Genomic DNA, 21,613 nt, shown 5'->3' with positions numbered 1-21,613 from the left:
TGGCACGCTTAAGGGTGCAAAGGTCAATAACTTAAAACAGCATAGTTTTTGCCGAGCAGTTGGTGTGTTTTTCCTATCGGGCGGCTGCCCCGTCTGCCTTCATTTGTTTTACCCATGCTTCCCGACCGGCACTGTTCTTGGTGTCAACCATGCCAATTAAAGACCAGCGAACCGGGCGAATACCGGAAAACTTTAGTATGTTCCTTTCAAAGCTTTTCAGACTGTGGGCGAAAAAGAACCATCGGTAGGCAGTTGCGGGCATTCCCATTGTAACGACTATACGTGCTGATCTGCCTTTCAAGTTGGCAGTCCAGCTGTTTCCGCCTTCTAAATCAAATGCAAAATCTGGCCGTAACACATGCTCAAGCCAGGCTTTCATCAACGCAGGCATGGTTCCCATCCAGAGCGGATAGATGAAAACGATATGATCTGCTTCAAGTATCTTTTCCTGCCCGTCCTTTACAAAATCGGGGGGTGTTCCGGTCTCCCATTCCTTTTTGGAGCGTAACATGGGGATATCAAGCCGCCCCAGATCAATTGTATGAACCGTATGGCCCGCAGATACAGCTCCTTCGCCGTAGGCATTGGCAAGCGCGTGACAGAAGTGCGGTTCAACACCGTCTGGATGGCCCTGAATGATCAGTATGTTCTTCATATTGATATCTCACTGTGCCGGATTCAGTCGCTACTTTTTTTGGGCTTCGTTGGTCCGCCCAACTCCTGAAGTATTGCAATAAAGGACAGAAGATCTGACAGTGTGATGACCCCAATAAGCCGACCGTCGCGAGAAACCAGAAATTTCCGCCGCCCAGTCTCAACAATTTGTTCCATCAGGGTTTCTGTTGGCATATCCAGGTTGACGGTGTTTTTGCTGTCCGTGGCGACAAAAACGTCGGCGACTTGCGTGTCGGGCCAATGTTCCCGATCGATCTTCTGCAAGATGCCGCTATCGACGTAACCAAGCAGGTGTTCCCCTTCGCAGACGGGAACAAAACTGACTGCGTGGTGCAGCAGAATTTTTTCGACAAGGTCTGACAAGGTTTCTTCGGGTTCGACGGACCATGGGGCAGGGGTCATCAGATCAGCAACGGTTTTTCCGGAGAATGCAGCTTTGAAAATGACCTGCTGGTAGGCCGTTCGTGCCGCCGTCAAAAGGAAAATCCCAATCAGAATTTGCCAGAGCCCACTGATTCTACCGCCTGAAAACAAGGTTAGAAACCCGAGCGCCATCAAACAATAGGCAAAGCCCACACCAAAGTTGCTTGCGACTCGTGTTGCGCGTGTCAGATCACCATACCAATGCCACAGGGCGGCCCTGAGTACCCGCCCACCATCAAGCGGAAACGCCGGCAGAAGATTGAAAAATGCAAGCACAAGGTTGATCACGGCAAGATAGTTAAGAACAACCTGCAAAGGTGCCGAAAGATCAGCACCTGCAGTCAATCGGCTGATCAGATACACGATACCGGCCAAAGCAAAGCTCATCAAAGGCCCGGCAATCGCGATCCAGAACTCAGATCTGGCGTCAGCCGGTTCATGCTCTAGCTCTGCAACACCACCGAAAATGAAAAGTGTAATCCCCCCAACGCCAAGCCCAAAACGCCGTGCAACAAGGGAATGTGCCAGTTCATGCAGAATGAGACAGGCGAAAAGGCCCAGCATCGCAATGATCGACAGGGCAATATAATCCAGTTGTCCGAGGCCGGGTAATGCATCAGGAAAAAAGCTTGAGGAGAGGCTCCAGACGATCAGAATTGCAATCAAAATCCAGCTGGGCTCCACCTTTATTTGAAACCCGAATATGTCGAATAGACGAACCGCTCTGGCTTGCATCTGCCACACTTTCCTAGCTAGGCTGGGTCAAGCTTACCGTAGCGTTTGATGCATGCTTTGATTTTACTCAATTATCCGACTTAATTCTTCGCGGCGTTTGAATTTTCTCGTATTTTACATCTGAGAGCGGCTGACGATTTCCACACCGTCTGCAATTTCGTCGCTGGGATGCGTGATAACCTGTTGTCCTTCCTCTAAACCGTTGATGATTTGGGCGTTTGTTCCATTGCGTCGGCCAATCGTTACCTCTGTCTTATGGGCAACGCTGTCATCTGCGACGAAAACAGCCCATTTTCCCTCGGACCTGAACAGTGCGCTGAGCGGAACTTGCAGGACATCCTCAGCCTGCCATTCGATAACCCTTAGAAAAACCGAAAACCCGTCTCCCAGACCTTTGCGTTCGCCCAGCGGAGATAACAGTTCAAAAGTGGCATCAACACGTTGCTCTTCGATCCCCAGGGACGAAACGATTGTACGTGCTGCTGGGTCAACTGAAACCAGCCGTGCCGATAACGGGTTTGGGCCGCCCCAACGCTCTACAATAGCCATGGTGCCCGGACCAATTCGAACGGCATCGCTCGAAAGAAGATCTGCAACGATTTCCAGATTGTTGCGGTCTCCAATGGAAACAAGGCGCGTTCCAACGCTTACCGGGCGTTCGCTGACAACATCTACAGATAAAACGGTCCCATCAATTGGCGCGCGCAGTTCCACGCAGCAGGTGGGCAAATCACCAAACCTGCCGCCGCTTGGTTCGAGCAATACTGCACGTGCGCGGTCTAGTGAGCCCGTTGCCATGTCGAGACGTGCAAATGCCGCCGCTCTAGCAGCCTGTCTGATCGCGACATGCTGCGCTGCATCTTCCAACTGAGTCTCAGATGTGACCCCACGCAAGACCAGAGTCTGAATTCGGTTGAATTGGCTTTGCGCGTAGGCAAGCTCTTCCTCGGCCTGGCTTATCTCACTTTCCGCAACATGTAGCGCTGCTTCTGCTTCACGCACCGCAGCTTCGGCCTGAATCCGGCTTCTGCCGTCAAGCAGACTTGGCGTGACGGGCTCAACAACGGCGACGACCGTTTCATTACCAATTACGGTATCCCCGACCTCAACAGGGGAACGTATCGCTGTTCCTGCTATGGGCGTTGCAACCTCATAAACATCGCGGATCTTGGTTTTGCCATCAGCGTTGATTGTGATCTGCAGGTTTTCGCGCGTAACCGGCTGCAGATCAACAGGGATCGGATCGGTCCGGAACGTCACGTACAGCAGCGCAGAAATCACGGCAGCAAGCAGCGTCGACAATACGACATTTCGCAGGTTCAGCTTCATCGGCTCACTCTCGCGTTTTCATAACGGCAACAAGGTCCAGGCGATCCAGCCGTCTGCGCACCACCAATGTTGCCACCAATGCAGCACTCAGGACAACAAGGCTCGCAAAACTGAATGTCGCGGGCTTTAAAATCAAAGGTATGGTGTACAGGTCGCTCGTGAACCCGTTTGTCATAAGGCGGGCAATCTCGACCCCGATCAACCACCCCAAAGGCTGCGCTAGCAGCGCAAGGATCATCGTCTCGCCCATCAAGATAAACGAGACCTCACCGCGGGTGAAGCCAAGGATGCGCAGGCTTGCCAGTTCTCTGGCGCGTTCAGACAATTGTATGCGCGCACCATTGTAAGCCACCCCAACCGTGATCAGCGTCGCAACAATTACATAAATCGTTGTCATGATGATCACATTCTGGCGGATTGTATCCAGAAAGGATTGCCGCGTTTCAGTCATCATCGTTGTTCCCGCCAGGTTTGGGGCTTCTTTCAAGGCAGCATGAAAATTGTCAGTTTGATTTTCATCAAGCGTTACGTTCACAATACCAATCCGCGGTTTCTGGCGAAACAGCGCCGACAGACCATCCATATCCATATAGGCACCAAGGCCAAGATATTGTGTCACGGTTCCTGCGACCATAATTTTGTGTGATTCACGCCGCCCGCTCAGAAAATCGACAGCTATTGTGTCACCCGCCCGCACATTCAGTTCAGACGCGAGCCGGTCTGAGAGCATAATACCGTTTGCTGGCGGGTTCACCACCCGGCCATCGCTGTCGATGACACGGCTGAGATCGGGATTTGGACGGCTGGACTCGATCGCAATCCGTTTAGACAGATGGCCGTTTCGCAAGGTGGCAGGATAGTACTGTTTGCTCTCTGCCTGTAGCACGCCCGGTAGCCTTCGAACGTCTTCCAAGACACTTTCATGCATTTCATCTGTAAAGGTAAGAACCGCGTCCTGCCGGTTTGATTGATAGAAGGCCGTGTCGACGATGGTGTCGAGCGAATCGTCAAAAAATGTTGCAGCAACCAGAATGCTGACCGCAAGAGACAAGCCAAGTGTGGTAAGTGCTGACCGGACGGGCCAGCGCATCAGGTTGCGAAAGATCATCATGGTCGGCTGCGAAAGGCGCAAAGCAAGAAGTGCATGGTCAAGCGTGTTTCTTTTGTACTTTGGCGGGGCAGGTGGGGACATCGCAACCGCAGGCGCAAGGCGTGCTGCGTTAAGAACGCTTCGTATCGCGCCAACAGCCGCTGTCGCGACACCGATAATTCCGGAAATGATGTAAGCATCATAAGAAACCCGGTAGATCAGAAATGGAAAATTGAAGAAATCGGCGTAAAGACGGGCTAGAGACTGGGAAAGCCAACTTCCCACACCCCAACCAATCACGATACCAACGACAGCGATGAGCCCAGCCAGCAGCAGGTAGTGAAGGCAGATATCGAAGTTAGAATATCCAATCGCTTTTAAAAGCCCGATTTCGCTCCGCTCCAGTGCAATAATACGGCCGATCACCATGTTGACTAAAAAGGCCGTAATACCAAAGAAAACCGGTGGTAGGATGATAGAGGTGCTTCGGAGTTGTTTGATTTCAGCATCAATGAAAGCATCTGATTGTTGTTGTGAACGGTCATAAGCATCAAGTCCGCCATAAGGTTCTAGCAAATTATCCAGGCTGCTTACGACGGTTTCAGCCCGGGCATCTGCCCTGAGTTTGAGGCTGACGTGATTGAAAGCACCTGCCATGTCAAACGCGGCGGCGACAGCATCTTCTGGCATCCAGATAATGCCATACCCTTCGTTATCTGGCATCAAACCGCCTGGGCCAATCGTATAGATGAACTCGGGCGAAAGCACTGTTCCGGTGATGGTCAACGGCCTTTTCTGGCCGTTAAGATTTGCGGCAAAAACATCACCGATCTGAAAGCCGTTGGCCTGTGCGAACGGTTCATTCACCAGAACCTGATCTGTGGTTTCCGGGTCCGGAACGTGCCCCGACCTTAGCAGTGGAACGTTCAGAGAAAATCTGCCCGACGTCGGGATTGAAAGGATGCGTCCAACGGCAGATTTGGAGCGCCCCGGGATGTCAAGAATTGCGGCACCGGATACACGTGTTTCAACCGCCCATACACCTTCGATTGTTTCTATTTCACGTGCGAGGGAAAGCGGCGCGCGGCGGGCATCGGAAAAGACGTCTGCAAACCGATTGCGCTCGTAGTAAGCGATGCGGGTTTCCTCGAGCGCGCGGTACATACCAAAGGACGTGATGAATATCGCTACGCCGCAGGCAAGCACCAGTGCGATGGCCAATGCCTGCGCCCAAAGACGTCTGAAATCGCGTAGTAACTTTCGGTCTAATGCTTGCATTGCCCCGCTCACCACACAATTTCGGAAGGCGGAAGTCTTTGGTCATTTGTATAAACATTGCTAATACGCCCGTCCTGAAAATGGATCACCCGATGGGCCATCTTCTGGATTGCCGCATTATGCGTGATCACAACCGTTGTCGTTCCAAAACGGTCATTGATGTTCTTCAAGGCTTCCAGCACCTGAATGCCCGTTTTGCTGTCAAGCGCACCTGTCGGTTCATCACATAAAAGCACTTCGGGGCGTTTCGCAATCGCGCGGGCGATCGCCACTCGTTGCTGTTCTCCGCCGGACATTTCTGCGGGGAAATGATCCATCCGGTGACCGAGCCCTACAAGTTCCAATGCCTCTTCCGGCGCCATTGGATCTGGCGAGACATCGGTAACCAGTTGAACATTTTCACGTGCGGTCAGGCTTGGAACAAGGTTATAAAACTGAAACACAAACCCAACGTGGTCGCGCCTGAACCATGTCAGACCACGATCATTTAATTGTGTGAGGTCCAGTTCTTTGAACCAGACCCGGCCTTCCGTCACATGGTCCAGTCCACCCAGAATATTCAGCAGCGTCGACTTACCGCTACCGGACGCGCCAAGAAGAACTGTAAACTCACCAGCAAAGAGTTTTAAATCCACGCCAGCAAGCGCGTAGATCTTTACTTCGCCGGTATCATAAACCTTGGTCACCCCTTCGGTCCTGAAGATTAGGTCTGGCATGAACGCACCTTTCCCTGCACATAGTCTCAGGTGCCGCCTGTTTGTTCTTTGATTTCGCTCAAAACTTGAAAGGCGGCTTAAAAAGCAGGCTTGTTTGATGGATATCAAATTACTGCAACGGTCTTTTGGCTAATAATTCCCTGCAAACATTAACTGCACCCGGGCAGACCGCTTTGCAACTGATCTTTGCGGGGTTCGGTATCTGGAAAGGATATAAAATGAAATTGTCCAGCCTTATTGCTTTGGCGCTGACTGCCGTTTTTCTGATTGGTTGCACTGGCCCCGACCAATACCCGATTTCGGGTGAGGAATGTGGTCCAAACGACCCCGTAAAGGATTTGAGCGTTCCAGACTGCCTTCCTGAATGATGCCTCATCCGGTGAAAACAGTTTAAACTGCTTCCGAGGCTCGGGCGCTTCTACCCAAGCCTCGGAAAAATAACACAGCCATTAAGCGACTTTGGATCGAATGATCATGAGAGCCCTTTTTCAAACCGGCCTGCCAAAGAATAATGCCGAGAGAGAAATTACTTAAGGTTGCTGGATACTTTGAAGAAAATACACAACCGACAAGATACGACCCTGCACGATGGCCTCCGAATCCAATCCATGGGATGACGGCAAGTCACGCATGGAATCTGCCATAAAATAATCACCCCAGACTGGCATTGTCCGCATTCCGTGTGCCGCAATATCGCGCCGCCCGTCTACAGCCTGATACACTTCTGAAAATGGAAACGCACCGCCGTTTTCTTTCGACAGAAGCGTCAAATCTTTTGGCTGTTGGCTGAACAAACCGCCGATCTCTCCGTCTCCCATACCGCCGTCGCCATGGCAGACAGCACAGCGCATGCTAAATTCTGTCCTGCCGAGCGCGGAATCCTGAGCGAATGCAGATGCTGCAAAAGTCATAGCAGCGCCTAAAGCGCATGCGAGCGTTAAAGCACGATGTTTCATGCCATCCTCCGTTGCTGATTGGTCTATGGCGGTATGTTCTTCTGATAACAGGCAGGCTGCATTGATAACTATCAATTGATCGCAACAATCCAGACACACACCCTTTGCGTGCTGGTACAGGGTTTTCACGCGGATTGTCCGAACTAAGTTAGAATTAAGCCCAACCGCTGGCTTGCTCTACGAATTCGGTTGGCAAATTTCAGCACCTAGACGCACCGTTTCCTTCACAAGGAAATCCAGGTCAGCCAGGGTCGTTCGGTGATTGTTGATCGCAACACGAAGACAGTGACTCCCCCGAACGGTCGTGTCTGAAATGGCAGCAACACCGGTTTCCTGCATCCGAAGCATGATTTCAGTGTTGACTTCCTTTAGCTCAGACTCTGATTTACCTTTGGGATTAAAGCGGTAGCAAACAATATTAATGTTTGTTTCGTGCGCAAGTTCTAGCATTGGTTCTTTCTGAACCAATTCATCAAGATATCTTGCTTGGTTGAAGTTCTGGTCGATCAGGCGGCCGAATTTTTGGATGCCATGCTCCTTGAGCGCCATCCAAACCTTAAGCGCTCGAAAGCCCCGAGATGTCTGAACCCCATAGTCATGCAGCCAATGTGCAGATGCGATGCCGCGCTCCGTCATCTCAAGATATTCAGGCGTAAGGGTAAATGCGCCGTAGTGGGCGTCGTGATCGCGCACCAATGCGCATCCGACTTCAAACGGGGCATGTAGCCATTTGTGAGGGTCCAACGCAATGGAATCGGCGCGTTCGATACCAGCCACCCGGTGTTTGTTCTCAGGCGCAATTGCGATCAGAGCACCAATGCAGCCATCGACGTGAAACCACATGTTTTCGCGCCGGCAAATTGCTTCGATAGCATGTAGATCATCGATGGCCCCGGTATTCACAGTGCCAGATGTCGCGATGACACAGGCGGGTTTGAGGCCAGCCGCCCGATCATTGGTGATAGCTTGTTCCAGGGCGCTGATGTTCATTGTGCAATCGGGGTTTGACGGAACCTTGCAAAGCGCCTTGTTTCCCAAGCCAAGTGTTTCAACACCGATCTGGTGGCAACTGTGAATCTGGTCAGATCCGTAGTACCGAAGGGGTTGTTTGATCACCGCGACCCCTTCTTCACGGACATCAATACCTGCCATCTGGTTGCGCGCGACGGTCAGCCCAATGATATTCGCCATTGAGCCGCCACTGACCAGCGTTCCGCTCGCAGATTTGGGAAACCCCATCATCTCTTTGCACCAGTCGACCACCTGCTGGTCAATACAACTTGCGGCGTGGTTACCACCGCCAAGGTTAGAACCAAGAATCGCTGCCAGAAAATCGCCAAGCGCCCCGGTGTAATTGCTCGACCCCATGTACCACATCCAAAACCGCGGATGGATGTTTCCCATCGGGTAAGGCATCATGTTTTCGGTCAGCAGATTGTAAACGTTTTCGATTGCAGTTGGTTCCTGAGGCAGCGGCTCGGAAAAAAGGCCGACCACGTCGTCCGGCATCGTTTGCCAAAGCGGGCGGTCCCGGACATCACGTGTAAAATCAATGGCTTCGTCGATTATTTTATGTGAAAGAGCACGTATGTCAGACCAGTCATTCGGGTCAAGAGTTTCTTCTTTTTTAGACGTAGTAAGTCTCTCTTTGAACTTTTCTGGAATTGTTGGATCGAAAAGACAAAGCGACGCATCAAAAAGGATGCGCCGCTCAGGTGTGGATTAGCTCATATGAAAGCCGGGTGTTGAGAGAGAAAGCGCGGTTTCCTCTTCATCCATGTCTTCAGGAATTGTCTCGAACAAAGGTGTGGTCATGTAACGTTCACCTGTGTCAGGCAGCATACATAGAATGACAGATCCAGGTGCTGCTTTGGCCGCGACTTCCATCGCGATTCCAAAGGTAGATCCGCCTGAGATCCCCGTTAAAATTCCTTCGTGCTTGGCAAGTTTCTGAGCCCAGCTTATTCCGACAGGACCGGCGATTGGGATAAGCTCGTCATAGCCCTTTGAATCGATATTTTCCTGTAGAACCAAAGGTATAAAGTCAGGTGTCCACCCTTGAATCGGATGCGGCTCGAACGCGCTGTGGCTGGCTGCGGGTGAGCCGCCATCGCCGCGTTTCTGGGGCTCGTTGCTTCCAACCAGCTGGGCGTTTGCAGGCTCTGTCAGGATGATCTTCGTTTCAGGACGTTCCTTGCGCAGAACGCGCGAAACCCCTGTCACGGTGCCGCCAGTTCCGTAGCCGGTCACAAAATAATCCAGACGCTCACCTTTGAAATCAGCAATAATTTCGCGCCCAGTGGTCGACTCGTGGATATCGGCATTTGCAGTTGTTTCAAATTGGCGGGCCAAAAACCAACCATTTGCTTCAGCCAGTTCAACCGCCTTTTTGTACATCCCTAAGCCTTTTTCGGCTCTGGGTGTCAGTACGACCTTTGCGCCCAGCATTCGCATAAGCTTGCGCCGTTCAATCGAAAAACTATCAGCCATTGTTACAACGAGCGGATATCCTTTTTGCGCACAGACCATCGCAAGTCCGATACCGGTGTTCCCGCTGGTCGCTTCGACAACGGTCTGGCCCGGTTTTAGCGTTCCGTTCCGTTCGCCTTCTTCAATAATGTTAAGCGCAAGACGGTCTTTAACTGACGCAGCCGGATTGAAAAATTCAGCCTTCACATAAATGGTAACGCCTTCAGGCGCGAGGTTGTTAACCCTCACGCAGGGCGTGTCGCCGACCGTATCCAAAATGCTGTCAAACAGGCGTCCACGCCCGTTCGTCTTTCTGATCTTTGTGTTCTTAGACATTGTTGGTCCCCTCTTCAATACGCCTTTATAGCGCAAATTTTGGGTACCGATGACGGAAAACGTGTTTCAGATAGATTTGTTTTTGTTTCAATTTTGTATCTGAAGTGGAGTGCACGTCGTCCAAAGGCGGGTGCGAAGCAGTTTTGTTTTCCGGAATGCGAAACGCGGCACAACAGTGAGTCGCTTTCGTAAAAAACACCTCTGCAGAAAACTACTGTTTCGTGATCAGCCGAACGTTGGCCCTGCTTCTTGGCGAGCGTTGGCAGGGATTGGCGCTGATAACAAAGGCTTTGGGTCCAAACTGAGCGACAATTTGTGCGGCTGTCGGGGGCTGATCGAACGTGTATTCCAGCTTGTTCACACCATCTAACGTCGTAACGACACTGTAGCCAGTAATGGATTGCAGCGCTTTTTTGCGTCGGCTTCTCGCTAGGCTGCTGTATTGCCGGGTTGCCCTATACCCGAAGCGGTCACTCGACTTCTGCTTAACTGGCAGGTTCATCGCGAATGTCCTCTAAAAAAATCCCTGACCAATTCAAAATTGCAAACCTTCATCGTGCGACCCCGCCATAAATGTATTTTTACCAAGTCAATACTGTGCGTGGCGACTCCAATGTGAAAACCTCCCGCCATTCACCTTCTAAAATACGCGGGTGAGGGTGCAGCACACATCCATCAACACAATGAATAAAGCAACCTTGGGATGTTCAATCACAGAAGGCGGTCGCCTCAGGGACGCTTTTTTGGTGTTTAGTTTGCTTACCTGTTTCGAATCATGCTCAGTACGCTTCGCTGCCAAGTTTAAGGCGATAATGAGGCATAAAATTGGCTATTGTTTTGAATAGCTGACACAAAGATGTTTGATCCCACTTTCAGCTCCTCGACCAAATAAGCCGAAAAAATACTTTAATAACAAAGGATTGTGCCTTGCCGCGCTTTCCTTGTGAAGGTCAAGTAAGCAAATTGCCTCGAAAACCTTGCGTTAGATAAGTGTCAGATAGGAAAATCTGAATGCCCCTCTGGCTGGAGGGCAGTGGTTGTAGAAATCTTTTGGTACGAGTTTTTATGTTTGAGGTGTGTTGTGGGTCAGTTATTTCAAAATCGCGCAGGACGACCGATTAATCCAAACAGTTTTGATGTGTTGGCAACATGGGTTCAGGCACTGCACGGTCAGGGCAAAATCACAAACGCTCTTTTCAGTCTTTTGTCACTTTACAAGTCCGATGCCGCGCTGATTGTCCGCTTTGTTGAGGGCAACTGGCAGCCGAGGAAAGTCGCTGTAGTTGATCAGAAGTCAGATAAATGTATTGCGCGCGGGCATTCTTCATTCGCGGAAATAATGCTTGGCGAGAACCTTGGCGTTTCAAAAACCGGCACCTTGTGGTTGTGGTCCGATTTGATTGAGGATTTTGATGCCGTGGAGAGTTTGCACATTCAACAGCGATTTCTAAGTAGCGGTCTGAGCGATGTTGGACTAATCGGCCTGGAAAATTCAGCCGGGCACTATGATTATCTGGAACTCCACTTTAAATCGAATCTTGGCAAAGACGATAAAAACCACCTTTCTCTGCTTGCGGCGACCTTGTCAAAAACATGGGAGCAGCGTTTGCCGGGTACTGTACAAAAGTTGCTGGCACAATCGCGCGTTCAAAAGACGCTTGATCAACCAGGGCTGCCCTCAAAACTGATACTGGACATCAACAACCCGTATGAGCTTAGTCGGTGCGAATACAGAATTTGCACGATGGTTAAAGAGGGCATGCTTGTAAAAGACATTGCATCCGGTCTTTCCATTCGTGAAGTCACGGTCAGGTCCCATCTTTGCTCAATCTACGCCAAGACTGATACCTCTGGGCAAATAGAGCTGTTGCATCGCTTGACCATTGGTACAGCGAGCGTTCCGCCGGAAATAATTGGACAGCCAAACCGCAAAATCAGCTGAACAGCGCAAAAGGTTTTTGACTCTGATTTGTCATCCGCCTTACACGCCCTCAGCGAGGTAAAGCAAACTGAAGAATGAGCTTTAACTTTTCTATTCGCTTTTACGTCCCGTCAGTAGCCACGCTTTGGATCGACAATTCTTGTTAGAGTTTCGCCCCTTCGGTACCGCCCGAGGTTCTCCGAAAACATTTCGACAGATTTCAGGTCCCATCCCGCATAAACGGAAGAGCAATGTGGGGTGATGATCACGTTGTCATATGCCCAAAGCTTATGATCGGCTGGCAAAGGTTCGGTCATGAAGACATCAAGGGCTGCACCGCGAATACTGTTTTCATCAAGCGCGCGGATCAACGAACCTTCGTCAATAACGCCACCTCGCGACACATCTATGATGACGGCATCCGGTTTCATTCGCGCGAAGGCATCGGAACTGACAAGCCCCTTTGTGCTGTCCAGCAAAGGCACACAAACGACTATAAAGTCAGCGTGGTGCCACAGGTCTGGCAATGCATCAATGCCGTACACCTCGTCTACATTGTCGGTCGGCTTTGGTTGCGCCCGCACACCGATGGTTTTCTGTCCCATGGGTTTGCAACGCGCCCCCACAGCCTCGCCGGTGTTGCCAAGGCCAATGATCAAAACAGTTTTACCGTCGATCGGTTCAACCTCTGCCGATATCCATTCATGGCGGTTTTGGGCGGCACGAAAAGCAGGAAATCCAAGCGAAAAATGCAACATTGCCCCAAGCGCATACTGCGCCATCATGTCCGCTGCGACACCCGCTGAATTTGTCACGATTAACCGTTTAGTATCCCAAGGGGTTATGTGATTTATACCCGAACCGCCGACCGATACCCATTTGACCGAAGCGCTTTCAACCAGCGTTTCTCGGGGGTAGTCAGGCGTATCCAGGAAGCGCATTGCATAGACCACTTCGGCTTGTGTTTCTTCAATCAGCGCAGGCAGATCTTCGTAGGTATCACAGGCAAAAATTGGTAGATCCGGGTGCTGTTTTGCAACCAGGTCACGCGCGGCTTCGGCGTTTTCTGTGTGAATGATAACGGTGGGGTTAATCATTTACTGGTCCTTGGTTTCAATCTATCCGACATCTTAAATTTAATGCACATGACTTGTTAGCGTGTTGCTCAATCATAGCTTCATTTTCGCATGATCTGCGAACCTAATCTGCCACTTTTATGCAAAGACAGTCTTTGTCCGGCAAGGGAACATAGGCAATAGAACCGATTTTGAGTTTGGTATACTAAAGCCCTATGAAAAATGTACCTCATCTTACCTTTTTGCGATCATTTGAGGCCGCAGCGCGCCATCTGAGTTTCACCAGTGCTGCGGAAGAGCTGAATTGCACCCAATCAGCGGTCAGTAATCACATACGTTCGTTGGAAGAATTTATCGGACGCCCGTTGTTCGTGCGCCATCCGCGGTCATTAACGTTGACCGAAGTCGGAGAGGCCTATTTGCCCTCGATCCGTCACGCCCTGCAAGAGATTGATGTTGCAACGGATTCTCTGATCTCGATCAGCCACAAGCGAGAGGTGGTGGTTTCCTGCCCAATCAGTTTGGCAGAAAGCTGGTTGCCGCAGGTCATGCAGGATTTCAACATTCTGCATCCTGATATCATTGTTACCGTTCATGGAACTGTCTGGACGGATGTGGAACCAAAGATTTCGGACATAAGCATTACTATCAATCATCTGGATGACGTAAATGGAGACGCGGTAAAGCTCTGGAATGAAAAGCTCTCACTCGTTTGCGCGCCATCCTATCAGGTCAGCGGTGTAGCTTTGAGTGATCCCGTGCAACTAGATGACGCCAATCTGATCCATATTCTCGGACGGCCCGTTTATTGGGAACTGATAGCGAAACATTTTGGTTTGGGGGAACTTGGGTTGAAAGCAGGGTTCCAGACAAACATTTCAAATCTCGCGCTGGAAATGGCGGTCAAGAACATTGGTTGTGCGGTGATGCCAAAATCGCTGGTGAAACCCTATCTGGAACGCGGGCTGCTGTACGAGCCATTCGCGTTCGATATTTCAAGCCCCTGGACATATTTCGCAGACTTCAAAGATAAATCGGCGACTCCGTCAGTGAAACTGTTCAAGAACTGGTTGTTAAAGGCTGCCGCAGAGATGGACGTTTGAGAATGCGGACGGAATAATTTTGACAGGAGAGCAGGTTTTTGTGGATTTAATGGGCCGTCCCAAGGGGGGCGGCCCTGTTTCATATCACGCCCGCAGTTTGTCACCATCAGGATCAAAGGGAGGTTTCGCAAGAAGTGTGGCCTTATGTGGTTTGCCTAGAATGAAAATGTGAACAGTGTCCCCGGGTTTTGCGACACCTTCCTTTGCGTATCCAAGCGCAAGGGACTTGCCGACCGAATAGCCGAAAGCGCCGGATGTTACACGGCCTACTGGCGTGCCATCTGGTAGGAAAATGGGCTCACCACCCGAGGCGTCGGCATCGTCTGTTATTTCAACCTCAAAGATTGAAAGCCGCTCACGAGCTACATTATCTTTGACTGACAAATATGCCTCTTTATTCAAGAAATCTTTGTCGAGCTTGATAAGGCGTTCAAGCGAAACCTCTTGCGGCCAGTATTCCGGAGAATACTCACGCCCCCACGAACCGTAGCCTTTTTCAATCCGAAGACTGCCAAGCGCACGGCCGCCAACCGGACCGCCATCAAATTCACGCGCGGCATCCAGCAAAGCGGTGTAAAGCTGCACTTGATCTTTTTCGTCGCAATGCAGCTCCCAACCCAAATCACCGGTAAAGCTGACACGGATCGCCAAACATTCGATACCGGCGACCTCGATGGTTTTTGAACGCATAAAGCGGAACGCAAAATTTGAAAGATCAGCATTGGTAAGCCGTTGCAACATGCTGCGCGACTTTGGCCCAGCCACGTTAAAGCCCGCAATATTGTTTGTTTCGACCTTAAAGGTAGTGCCTTCCGGCAATTCAATCATATTGAAGAATCGCTGGTGATAACGTTCTGCCATGCCAGAGCCGACCATCATGTATTTGTCATCCGCGACTTTCGTGATGGTGAAATCCCCGGCGACACCGCCGCGCACCCCGATCAGCGGGGTCAGGCAGGAACGGCCAACCTCGGACGGGACACGGTTGGCGACCAAGGCGTCCAGCCAGTCTTGTGCGCCCGTGCCTTTGATCACGTAATTTGCGAAGTTCGAAATGTCGATCACGCCAACATTGTCCCGCAACATTTTTACTTCACGCCCGACAGGCTCAAACCAGTTTTGTCGCGTGAAACCGATGGTTTCCTCTGCTCCCGGCGCATCAGCAAACCACAATGGATGCTCCCAGCCGCAGTTCAGACCAAAGACAGCGCCCATTCCTTTTTGCATTTCATAAGCCGGGCGCACACGGGCAGGGCGGCCCGCTGAGCGTTCTTCGTTCGGGAAATGAATTTTGAAACGGTGCTGGTACTGGTCACGCACCCGTGCCTTGGTGAATTTCTTGTCGGCCCAGTCGCCAAACCGTGCCAGATCCCAGGCGAACATGTCATATTCGGGCTCGCCTTCGATAATCCATTGGGCGGCCAAAAGGCCGAGACCACCCGACTGGCTGAAGCCCGGGATGATGCCGGTACAGCAGAAATAGTTTTGAAGCTCGGGCACCGTTCCGAACAATGCGTTTGAATCCGGACTCCAGATCATCGGGCCATTGATCACACGTTTCACGCCGGCTGTTGCCGCTGCCGGCACCCGGTCCATCGCGCGCATCACGTTTTCCATGATACGGTCAAGGTCATCGGCAAAAAGTTCGTGTCCAAAACCTTGGGGCGTGCCGTCTTCGGCCCAGAACTTCATGTCTTTTTCGTAGGCACCGATCAGCAATCCGTTGCCTTCCTGACGGAAATAATATTCGCCATCGCGGTCCGCTATAGAGGGCAGGCGCCGCCCGAGATCCGCAACTTCGCTAATGGCTTCGGTTACAAAATACTGGTGTTCAGTCGGCAGTAGCGGCAGTTCTATCCCCGCCATCGCAGCAACCTCGCGGCCCCAAAGACCGCCGGCGTTCACGACCCATTGTGCATGAATGTCGCCCTTCTTGGTGCGGACGATCCAACTGCCATCCGGTTGTTGTTCTGTTCCGATGACCGGGCAAAACCGTTCAACCGTTGCCCCCATCTGGCGCGCACCCGCAGCGTAGGCCATCGTGACGCCCGAAGGGTCAACATTGCCGCCCTCTGGTTCAAACATGATGCAGCGAATATCGTCAAACTGCGCCAGCGGGTGCAATTCCAGCGCTTTTTCCCTGTCGATCTCATAAAAATTGAGGCCGTAGAATTTTGCTTTGGCTTCTTGCAGGCGAAGCTGATGCTCTCGCTCTTCTGTCTGGGCAAGGTATAGCGAGCCGGGCTGAAACACACCGCAGCCCTGTCCGGTTTCCTTTTCCAGCTCTTTGTAGAGGTTCATCGTATAATGCTGGATTCGCGTGATATTGTTGTTGTCGTGAAGACCATGAATATTGGCCGCCGCATGCCAGGTTGAACCACTTGTCAGTTCGTCCCGTTCCAACAGAACAACGTTTGTCCAGCCAAGTTTCGCCAGGTGATAGAGGATCGAGCAGCCAACAAGCCCGCCTCCGATAACAACGACCTGTGCATGTGTCTTCATCTATACGTTCCCTTGCCTGCATTTAACCCAGAAACACGGCCCACAGGCAGGGTCCGCATTTTGCAGAGATTCGACGCGAAGCTAGCCCGAGAATGCGCGATGTACCCACAAATAAATCGGGCTCTCAGGCCCTGGTTTCGTTGTGCATAGAAAACCTTTGATCGCTTCACTCAGCAATGGTTTTCAGTGCTGCAAGAAACTGGGCAACTTCATGCGCGCTGTTGTAGTGGCACATCGATACGCGAACGCAGCTCGCAAGCCCCAAAGGTTTCAGGATATTGCCTGAATAATGGTCGTCTTTGCGCAGATGCGTGCGGATGCCCTGCGCGTTCAGCCTGGCAACCACATCGACCGAGGGCACGCCATCAACATAAAGCGAAACAAGGCCTTCGCGCGCCGGGTTGTCAACGCCGCCAATCAGATGCACCTTTTCCATTTCTGCCAGCCCCTCCAGGTTTCCGGTGCCGTGGATCATTGCGTCGGTCAGCGCTTTTTCCTGCGCATGAATCGCTTCACCCGCCGCAACAAATTTTTCACGGCGATCAGTCGTGTCGCTGACCTGTTCCCCCAGCCATTCAAAATAGGCGGCGACTTCGGACAGGGTGGCATAGGCGCCGGTATCGCGCGTGCCCATTTCCCAATTGTCAGCCGGTCCATCAATCAGGCAGTCATGGGGCAGGGCGCCCATCCGATCAGATATCCAGGCGAACCCGTACCCGTGACGCGAAAACACTTTGTAAGGTGAAATCACGTAGCCATCGATGTCATAGCTAGCGATGTCGATCCGGCCATGAGCAGCGTGCTGAATGCCGTCAACGATGATGAAACAATCCGGTGCAACCTTGCGTATCTCGGCGGCGACGGCGGCCACATCGACGCTCATACCGGTGACAGGAGAAGTGTGCACGATCGTGGCAACCTGCGTGTCTTTTGTAACTTTGGCGGCATAGGCGGCAGGCTCCAGCGTGCCTGTTGCGCCATCATGCTGAACTAAAACATGACTTTGGCGTGCAATCTTTGCCCAGCGGTCACAGGCGCTTCGCGTTGCGGGGTGTTCCAATGTCGAGCCAAGAACAACTCCGCCCTCGGGTGTGCCAAGACAGGCGTTCGAGATCAGGCGAAACAGCAGTTCAGTGCCACTTTCGCCAACAAAGAACTGCCCGCCCGGCGCATTCATAAAGACGCGCATGTCGTCCTTTGCCTTGTTGATGACCCGCACAAGTTCGTGGCTGGCCGGATTGTCACGCCCCTGGTTGTCGGGGATCGAGGCATATAGAGCTGAGCACTCAACCACAGAATTCAGCGTCAAGGCGCCACCAGCATTTTCGAAAAAGACGCGTGGGCCTTGTTGCGGACAATGGTCGACCTGCGCGAACTTTTTTCTGATGTTCACCAGCAGGGTCTGGTCGATCGATTTCATTATTACTCCATCGGTGCTGGAAAGGGCCGCAATGCGGACGGTAGGGCGCATCACCAAAAATGGCACGCGAAATTTCTGGTGCCAAGGGGTAACGAAAGCCGGACTGACGAGGTGGTGAAGAGCGCCAAGCAACATATGGTGTTTGTTACTAATAGTAAAAAACTGAATTTGCTGGCCAGAGTAGCAGCGAAAAATTCACACTTAAACGTTTGCCTCACTCTTTCGTGAAACATTCATATGAACTTTGCCAAACTCAACTAATCAATAAGTAATTGATAATGTATGATTATTTGGCTCCGGCGGTAGGGATCGAACCTACGACCAATTGATTAACAGTCAACTGCTCTACCGCTGAGCTACGCCGGAACACGACGCACGATATAGCGATAGGTTTTTGCGGCGTCCAGAGGGTTTTATCACAAAAGCACCGGAATCTGCTACAATTGTCAAATGAGCGAATAAACTGCGTCAATCGCAAGTTCACCTTTAGTCTTCACAAGTGATCTTTGAGACAAATCAATCAGGTGCGCAAACACGTTCCGTGCTGCAGCACCCAAAAGGGCAGCGGGAACATCTGTGTACATGTCTGCGGTCAGAGCTTTTACACTTTGCGGGCCTTTGGACAGGGCGCGCAGTATTTCCGCTTCCCGGCTGTGGCGGTGGCTGATCAGCCAGTCGATACGCGCCTTTGGCTCTGTAACCGGGGTACCGTGGCCCGGGTAATATATTCTGTCATTTCTTGCTGCCAGACGCGCGCAAGATGCCATAAACGCGGTCAGGTCACCATCTGGCGGAGACACCAGCGAACTGGCCCATCCCATGACGTGATCTCCTGTAAAAACCGCATTCCCCCAGACAAAGCTAAGATGATTTCCAAAATGCCCGGGTGTCCAGAGCGCTCGCAGACTCCATTCGGCGGATTTGATTTCTTGATTGTCTGCGAGCGTCACGTCAGGCGCAAACGCCGGGTCAACGCCTTCTCCGCCTTTGACAAGGCCTGATGCGGCCAGTTTTTCCATCAGTTGCGACCGCCCAGAGCGACTGTCGCCATAGGCCATGACGGGAGCTGCGGTTCTTTCCGACAAAGCCCGCGACAGGGGAGAATGATCCAGATGGCTATGAGTGACCAATATCGCCTCTACCTTTTGGCCATTCACCGCGTTCAGGATGGCTGAGAGATGTGCAGGGCTGTCTGGCCCAGGGTCAATTACCGCAACATGGCTTTCGCCCACCAGATAGGTATTCGTGCCGTGATACGTCATTGGCGATGGGTTTGGCGCAAGAATACGACGCAATCCAGGCTCCAGCATTTCTGCGACGCCGGTCGGCGGTGGAACATTCTCTTTTGCGCTCATAATCCTGCTTTCCGTTTGTCGATGGTATCGCTAGTCTTTTGTCATGTTTTTCGGTTGGCTCAAACGTTTCATGCCACGCAGCCTGTATGGGCGTGCCGCACTTATTCTGATTGTGCCGATTGTCACAATTCAATTGGTTGTGTCCATCGTCTTTATCCAGCGCCATTTTGACCGTGTGACACAGCAGATGACGCAAAACGTTGAGCTGGAACTCGCGTATCTTCTCGATGAGATCGAGGCTGAGGAAAGGCTTGAAGAGGCGCAGGAAGGTTCAAAGGCTCTGGCTGATCCACTGGAAATGACGATCACATTGCCGGGAGCCGGTACCAGTGCGACTGCGGACAAACGTGACTTCGCCGATCTTACAGGCATCACAGTCATTGAAACGCTACGCAGCGGTGGCTTGCCGATATCGGTCATAGATCTGCAAGGTGACAGCGATATCGTGCATTTACAGGTTGAAACGCGCCACGGTAACATGGCGGTAGAATTCTCGCGGTCCCGTGTGTCCGCAACCAATCCGCACCAATTGTTAGTTCTGATGATCGCTGTGAGCTTGTTGATGACCGTGATTGCTTATTTGTTTTTGCGCAACCAGCTGCGCCCCATCAAACGGCTTGCCGTTGCTTCGGAAGCCTTTGGGAAGGGCAGGTCAGTTCCCTATAACCCGTCTGGTGCGCTTGAAGTGCGGGCAGCCGGAAGCTCGTTTCTCGATATGCGGTCGCGTATCGAAAGGCAGATCGAACAGCGTACCCTTATGCTATCTGGTGTCAGCCACGATTTGCGCACCCCGTTGACGCGCCTCAAACTTGGTTTGTCTATGGTGGACGAAAATGAAGATGTTGATGCCATGTTGCAGGACGTCGCAGAAATGGAGCGGCTTCTGGACGGGTTCCTGAACTTTGCCCGGGGTGCCGCTGGGGATGAACTGGTGCTCTCAGATCCAATGGTGATCGCTCGCACGGCCGTTGAAAACGCGGAGCGAGCGGGCAAAGATGTGCAACTCGTTTCCGAAGAGGGGGCTGGGGAGGTCTTGGTGCGGCCTACGGCGATTGGCCGTGCGCTTGATAATCTTATTGGCAATGCCGTGCGCTACGGGACGCGCGCCGAAGTCAGCGTTGCTATTACCGAAAAAGCGGTGCGCATCTCTGTGGAGGATGATGGCCCGGGTATTGCGCCTGAAGACCGAGAAGAAGCGTTAAAGCCGTTTTCGCGTCTAGAACCTGGCCGCAACCAAAACAAAGGCAGCGGTGTTGGTCTTGGACTGTCAATCGCAATTGATATTGCGCGGGGGCATGGTGGCACCCTGCGTCTGAGCGAAAGCGACCGGCTTGGAGGTCTAAAGGTTGATTTGGTTCTGGCACGGTGACGACCGGCTCTGATCCCTTCGCTGTACCGCGATCCCGGCTGTTTTTTTTAACCCTACATGGCCCGAGTGCGGGTGTTGAATGCCATCACGATCCGGTCTGTTTCGCCAGTGTAGGGAAGGGCGCTGTGTAACAGATATGACGGAAAAATCACCAGCCGCCCGTCATGTGGCTGGACGTCCAGAAAGCCGCGTCCGAGATAGGCGTTTCCGTAGTCACGGACCAACCCGCCGCTGCTGAGAGGGCTGTAAAACCGGTTAATGCCATTTGCAGCCACAGCATTGCCGTCTGCACTGACTTCGCCCGCTTCACCGGCGACAAGATAATAGATGCCGCACCAGGAACATGCACCATGTGTATGCGCGTCATGGAAGCCGCCATCATTCGTTATGTGAAACCAGCTCTGCGAGAACTCAAGTTGCAAACGCTCTGGAGGAACCTGATCGCCGTTCACTTTGCTGACTGCAACCTTAACGCTGTTCGATATCCAGTTGACCAGTTTTAGAAGGCTTTCGTTCTTTGTGGTTGTGAACAGGTTCAGCGGGCTTTCTATAAGGCCCTTCGCCGGTTTCGCGGATTTGGCGACACCGCTTGCGATTGGCTCGTTGTAACCAGATGCAAGTTCATTAATATGCGAGACAATGTTTGGAGCATGAGTTGCGTGCTCTGCCCATTCACACAGGAACAGCATGCTGGGCCACGCCGGAGTGATGGAAATCGAATTTTGCTGCATGCGATGGTTTCCTGTTTTTGCGGTTTTTTCCCTGAATACTCTGTTTGACCGACAATTGGCAGGCTTGCAAAGTGAAAGATGCCTTGGCTGTGACGTGCCGCCGCCAAAGTAGCCATCCTTTAGCAAAGA

17 protein-coding genes and 1 tRNA gene are annotated in these 21,613 nt (G+C 51.9%); 4 read left to right on the top strand and 14 right to left on the bottom strand.

Features of this window, described 5'->3' with window-relative positions:
• Positions 1 to 73: 73 nt before the first annotated feature.
• The 5 genes from J4E70_RS12655 to J4E70_RS12635 all read right to left on the bottom strand — a co-directional run bounded on the left by J4E70_RS12655 (position 74) and on the right by J4E70_RS12635 (position 6,246).
• The gene (locus J4E70_RS12655) at positions 74 to 655 is read right to left on the bottom strand and encodes an NAD(P)H-dependent oxidoreductase (protein ID WP_213889913.1); all 582 of its coding nucleotides are present in this window, start codon (positions 653 to 655) and stop codon (positions 74 to 76) included.
• Positions 656 to 678: 23 nt separating this feature from the next.
• Complete coding sequence (locus J4E70_RS12650) at positions 679 to 1,833, bottom strand: site-2 protease family protein (protein WP_213889912.1); 1,155 nt, start codon at positions 1,831 to 1,833, stop codon at positions 679 to 681.
• Positions 1,834 to 1,947: 114 nt separating this feature from the next.
• Positions 1,948 to 3,162 (bottom strand): efflux RND transporter periplasmic adaptor subunit, encoded by a 1,215-nt coding sequence (locus J4E70_RS12645; protein WP_213889911.1) that lies wholly within the window; start codon positions 3,160 to 3,162, stop codon positions 1,948 to 1,950.
• 4 nt (positions 3,163 to 3,166) lie between these two features.
• Complete coding sequence (locus J4E70_RS12640) at positions 3,167 to 5,530, bottom strand: ABC transporter permease (protein ID WP_213889910.1); 2,364 nt, start codon at positions 5,528 to 5,530, stop codon at positions 3,167 to 3,169.
• Between the two features lie 8 nt (positions 5,531 to 5,538).
• On the bottom strand, positions 5,539 to 6,246 hold the full coding sequence (locus J4E70_RS12635) for an ABC transporter ATP-binding protein (RefSeq protein WP_213889909.1): 708 nt from the start codon (positions 6,244 to 6,246) through the stop codon (positions 5,539 to 5,541).
• Between the two features lie 218 nt (positions 6,247 to 6,464).
• Between J4E70_RS12635 and J4E70_RS12630 the strand changes: the two genes are divergently transcribed.
• Entirely contained in the window at positions 6,465 to 6,614 is a 150-nt protein-coding gene (locus J4E70_RS12630; RefSeq protein WP_213889908.1) for a hypothetical protein, read from the top strand.
• 162 nt (positions 6,615 to 6,776) lie between these two features.
• Here the strand turns inward: J4E70_RS12630 and J4E70_RS12625 are convergent, their stop codons facing one another.
• The 3 genes from J4E70_RS12625 to J4E70_RS12615 all read right to left on the bottom strand — a co-directional run bounded on the left by J4E70_RS12625 (position 6,777) and on the right by J4E70_RS12615 (position 10,007).
• On the bottom strand, positions 6,777 to 7,202 hold the full coding sequence (locus J4E70_RS12625; RefSeq protein ID WP_213889907.1) for a c-type cytochrome: 426 nt from the start codon (positions 7,200 to 7,202) through the stop codon (positions 6,777 to 6,779).
• 177 nt (positions 7,203 to 7,379) lie between these two features.
• Entirely contained in the window at positions 7,380 to 8,711 is a 1,332-nt protein-coding gene (locus J4E70_RS12620; protein WP_246531738.1) for a pyridoxal phosphate-dependent decarboxylase family protein, read from the bottom strand.
• Positions 8,712 to 8,924: 213 nt separating this feature from the next.
• Positions 8,925 to 10,007 (bottom strand): PLP-dependent cysteine synthase family protein, encoded by a 1,083-nt coding sequence (locus J4E70_RS12615; protein ID WP_213889905.1) that lies wholly within the window; start codon positions 10,005 to 10,007, stop codon positions 8,925 to 8,927.
• 1,081 nt (positions 10,008 to 11,088) lie between these two features.
• Here J4E70_RS12615 and J4E70_RS19545 point away from each other — a divergent pair.
• Positions 11,089 to 11,949: a helix-turn-helix transcriptional regulator gene (locus tag J4E70_RS19545; RefSeq protein ID WP_213889903.1), complete on the top strand. Its 861-nt coding sequence runs from the start codon at positions 11,089 to 11,091 to the stop codon at positions 11,947 to 11,949.
• A 110-nt stretch (positions 11,950 to 12,059) separates the two neighbouring features.
• On the opposite strand, the gene J4E70_RS12605 is transcribed toward J4E70_RS19545, so the two are convergent.
• Complete coding sequence (locus J4E70_RS12605; RefSeq protein WP_213889902.1) at positions 12,060 to 13,025, bottom strand: D-2-hydroxyacid dehydrogenase; 966 nt, start codon at positions 13,023 to 13,025, stop codon at positions 12,060 to 12,062.
• 194 nt (positions 13,026 to 13,219) lie between these two features.
• On the opposite strand from J4E70_RS12605, the gene J4E70_RS12600 reads away from it, so the two are divergent.
• Complete coding sequence (locus tag J4E70_RS12600) at positions 13,220 to 14,107, top strand: LysR family transcriptional regulator (RefSeq protein WP_213889901.1); 888 nt, start codon at positions 13,220 to 13,222, stop codon at positions 14,105 to 14,107.
• A gap of 84 nt (positions 14,108 to 14,191) precedes the next feature.
• On the opposite strand, the gene J4E70_RS12595 is transcribed toward J4E70_RS12600, so the two are convergent.
• The 4 genes from J4E70_RS12595 to J4E70_RS12580 form a co-directional block, all read right to left on the bottom strand.
• On the bottom strand, positions 14,192 to 16,609 hold the full coding sequence (locus tag J4E70_RS12595; protein WP_213889900.1) for a GcvT family protein: 2,418 nt from the start codon (positions 16,607 to 16,609) through the stop codon (positions 14,192 to 14,194).
• A gap of 166 nt (positions 16,610 to 16,775) precedes the next feature.
• Complete coding sequence (locus J4E70_RS12590; RefSeq protein ID WP_213889899.1) at positions 16,776 to 18,029, bottom strand: aminotransferase class V-fold PLP-dependent enzyme; 1,254 nt, start codon at positions 18,027 to 18,029, stop codon at positions 16,776 to 16,778.
• 291 nt (positions 18,030 to 18,320) lie between these two features.
• Positions 18,321 to 18,395 (bottom strand) — tRNA-Asn (locus J4E70_RS12585).
• A gap of 80 nt (positions 18,396 to 18,475) precedes the next feature.
• Positions 18,476 to 19,384, bottom strand: coding sequence for an MBL fold metallo-hydrolase (locus tag J4E70_RS12580; protein WP_213889898.1), 909 nt, complete (start codon positions 19,382 to 19,384; stop codon positions 18,476 to 18,478).
• Between the two features lie 43 nt (positions 19,385 to 19,427).
• Between J4E70_RS12580 and J4E70_RS12575 the strand changes: the two genes are divergently transcribed.
• A complete protein-coding gene (locus J4E70_RS12575) occupies positions 19,428 to 20,753 on the top strand; it encodes an ATP-binding protein (RefSeq protein WP_213889896.1) in 1,326 nt (441 codons plus the stop codon).
• A gap of 53 nt (positions 20,754 to 20,806) precedes the next feature.
• On the opposite strand, the gene J4E70_RS12570 is transcribed toward J4E70_RS12575, so the two are convergent.
• The gene (locus J4E70_RS12570; protein ID WP_213889894.1) at positions 20,807 to 21,484 is read right to left on the bottom strand and encodes a putative 2OG-Fe(II) oxygenase; all 678 of its coding nucleotides are present in this window, start codon (positions 21,482 to 21,484) and stop codon (positions 20,807 to 20,809) included.
• Positions 21,485 to 21,613: the final 129 nt, after the last annotated feature.

This window comes from Pseudohalocynthiibacter aestuariivivens (assembly GCF_018457175.1).
In the GTDB taxonomy this organism is placed as follows: domain Bacteria; phylum Pseudomonadota; class Alphaproteobacteria; order Rhodobacterales; family Rhodobacteraceae; genus Pseudohalocynthiibacter; species Pseudohalocynthiibacter aestuariivivens.
Note: the sequence above shows the minus strand (reverse complement) of the source record. Positions and strands in the feature narration are given on the sequence as shown.

Excerpts from the sequence above, each read along its gene's own strand:
- J4E70_RS12605 (WP_213889902.1), bottom strand. The coding sequence starts at position 13,025 with ATGATTAACCCCACCGTTATCATTCACACAGAAAACGCCGAAGCCGCG.
- J4E70_RS12620 (WP_246531738.1), bottom strand. The coding sequence starts at position 8,711 with ATGCCGGACGACGTGGTCGGCCTTTTTTCCGAGCCGCTGCCTCAGGAA.
- J4E70_RS12570 (WP_213889894.1), bottom strand. The coding sequence starts at position 21,484 with ATGCAGCAAAATTCGATTTCCATCACTCCGGCGTGGCCCAGCATGCTG.
- J4E70_RS12645 (WP_213889911.1), bottom strand. The coding sequence starts at position 3,162 with ATGAAGCTGAACCTGCGAAATGTCGTATTGTCGACGCTGCTTGCTGCC.
- J4E70_RS12600 (WP_213889901.1), top strand. The coding sequence starts at position 13,220 with ATGAAAAATGTACCTCATCTTACCTTTTTGCGATCATTTGAGGCCGCA.
- J4E70_RS12575 (WP_213889896.1), top strand. The coding sequence starts at position 19,428 with ATGTTTTTCGGTTGGCTCAAACGTTTCATGCCACGCAGCCTGTATGGG.
- J4E70_RS12650 (WP_213889912.1), bottom strand. The coding sequence starts at position 1,833 with ATGCAAGCCAGAGCGGTTCGTCTATTCGACATATTCGGGTTTCAAATA.
- J4E70_RS12615 (WP_213889905.1), bottom strand. The coding sequence starts at position 10,007 with ATGTCTAAGAACACAAAGATCAGAAAGACGAACGGGCGTGGACGCCTG.
- J4E70_RS12635 (WP_213889909.1), bottom strand. The coding sequence starts at position 6,246 with ATGCCAGACCTAATCTTCAGGACCGAAGGGGTGACCAAGGTTTATGAT.
- J4E70_RS12580 (WP_213889898.1), bottom strand. The coding sequence starts at position 19,384 with ATGAGCGCAAAAGAGAATGTTCCACCGCCGACCGGCGTCGCAGAAATG.
- J4E70_RS12640 (WP_213889910.1), bottom strand. The coding sequence starts at position 5,530 with ATGCAAGCATTAGACCGAAAGTTACTACGCGATTTCAGACGTCTTTGG.
- J4E70_RS12655 (WP_213889913.1), bottom strand. The coding sequence starts at position 655 with ATGAAGAACATACTGATCATTCAGGGCCATCCAGACGGTGTTGAACCG.
- J4E70_RS12595 (WP_213889900.1), bottom strand. The coding sequence starts at position 16,609 with ATGAAGACACATGCACAGGTCGTTGTTATCGGAGGCGGGCTTGTTGGC.
- J4E70_RS12630 (WP_213889908.1), top strand. The coding sequence starts at position 6,465 with ATGAAATTGTCCAGCCTTATTGCTTTGGCGCTGACTGCCGTTTTTCTG.
- J4E70_RS12590 (WP_213889899.1), bottom strand. The coding sequence starts at position 18,029 with ATGAAATCGATCGACCAGACCCTGCTGGTGAACATCAGAAAAAAGTTC.
- J4E70_RS12625 (WP_213889907.1), bottom strand. The coding sequence starts at position 7,202 with ATGAAACATCGTGCTTTAACGCTCGCATGCGCTTTAGGCGCTGCTATG.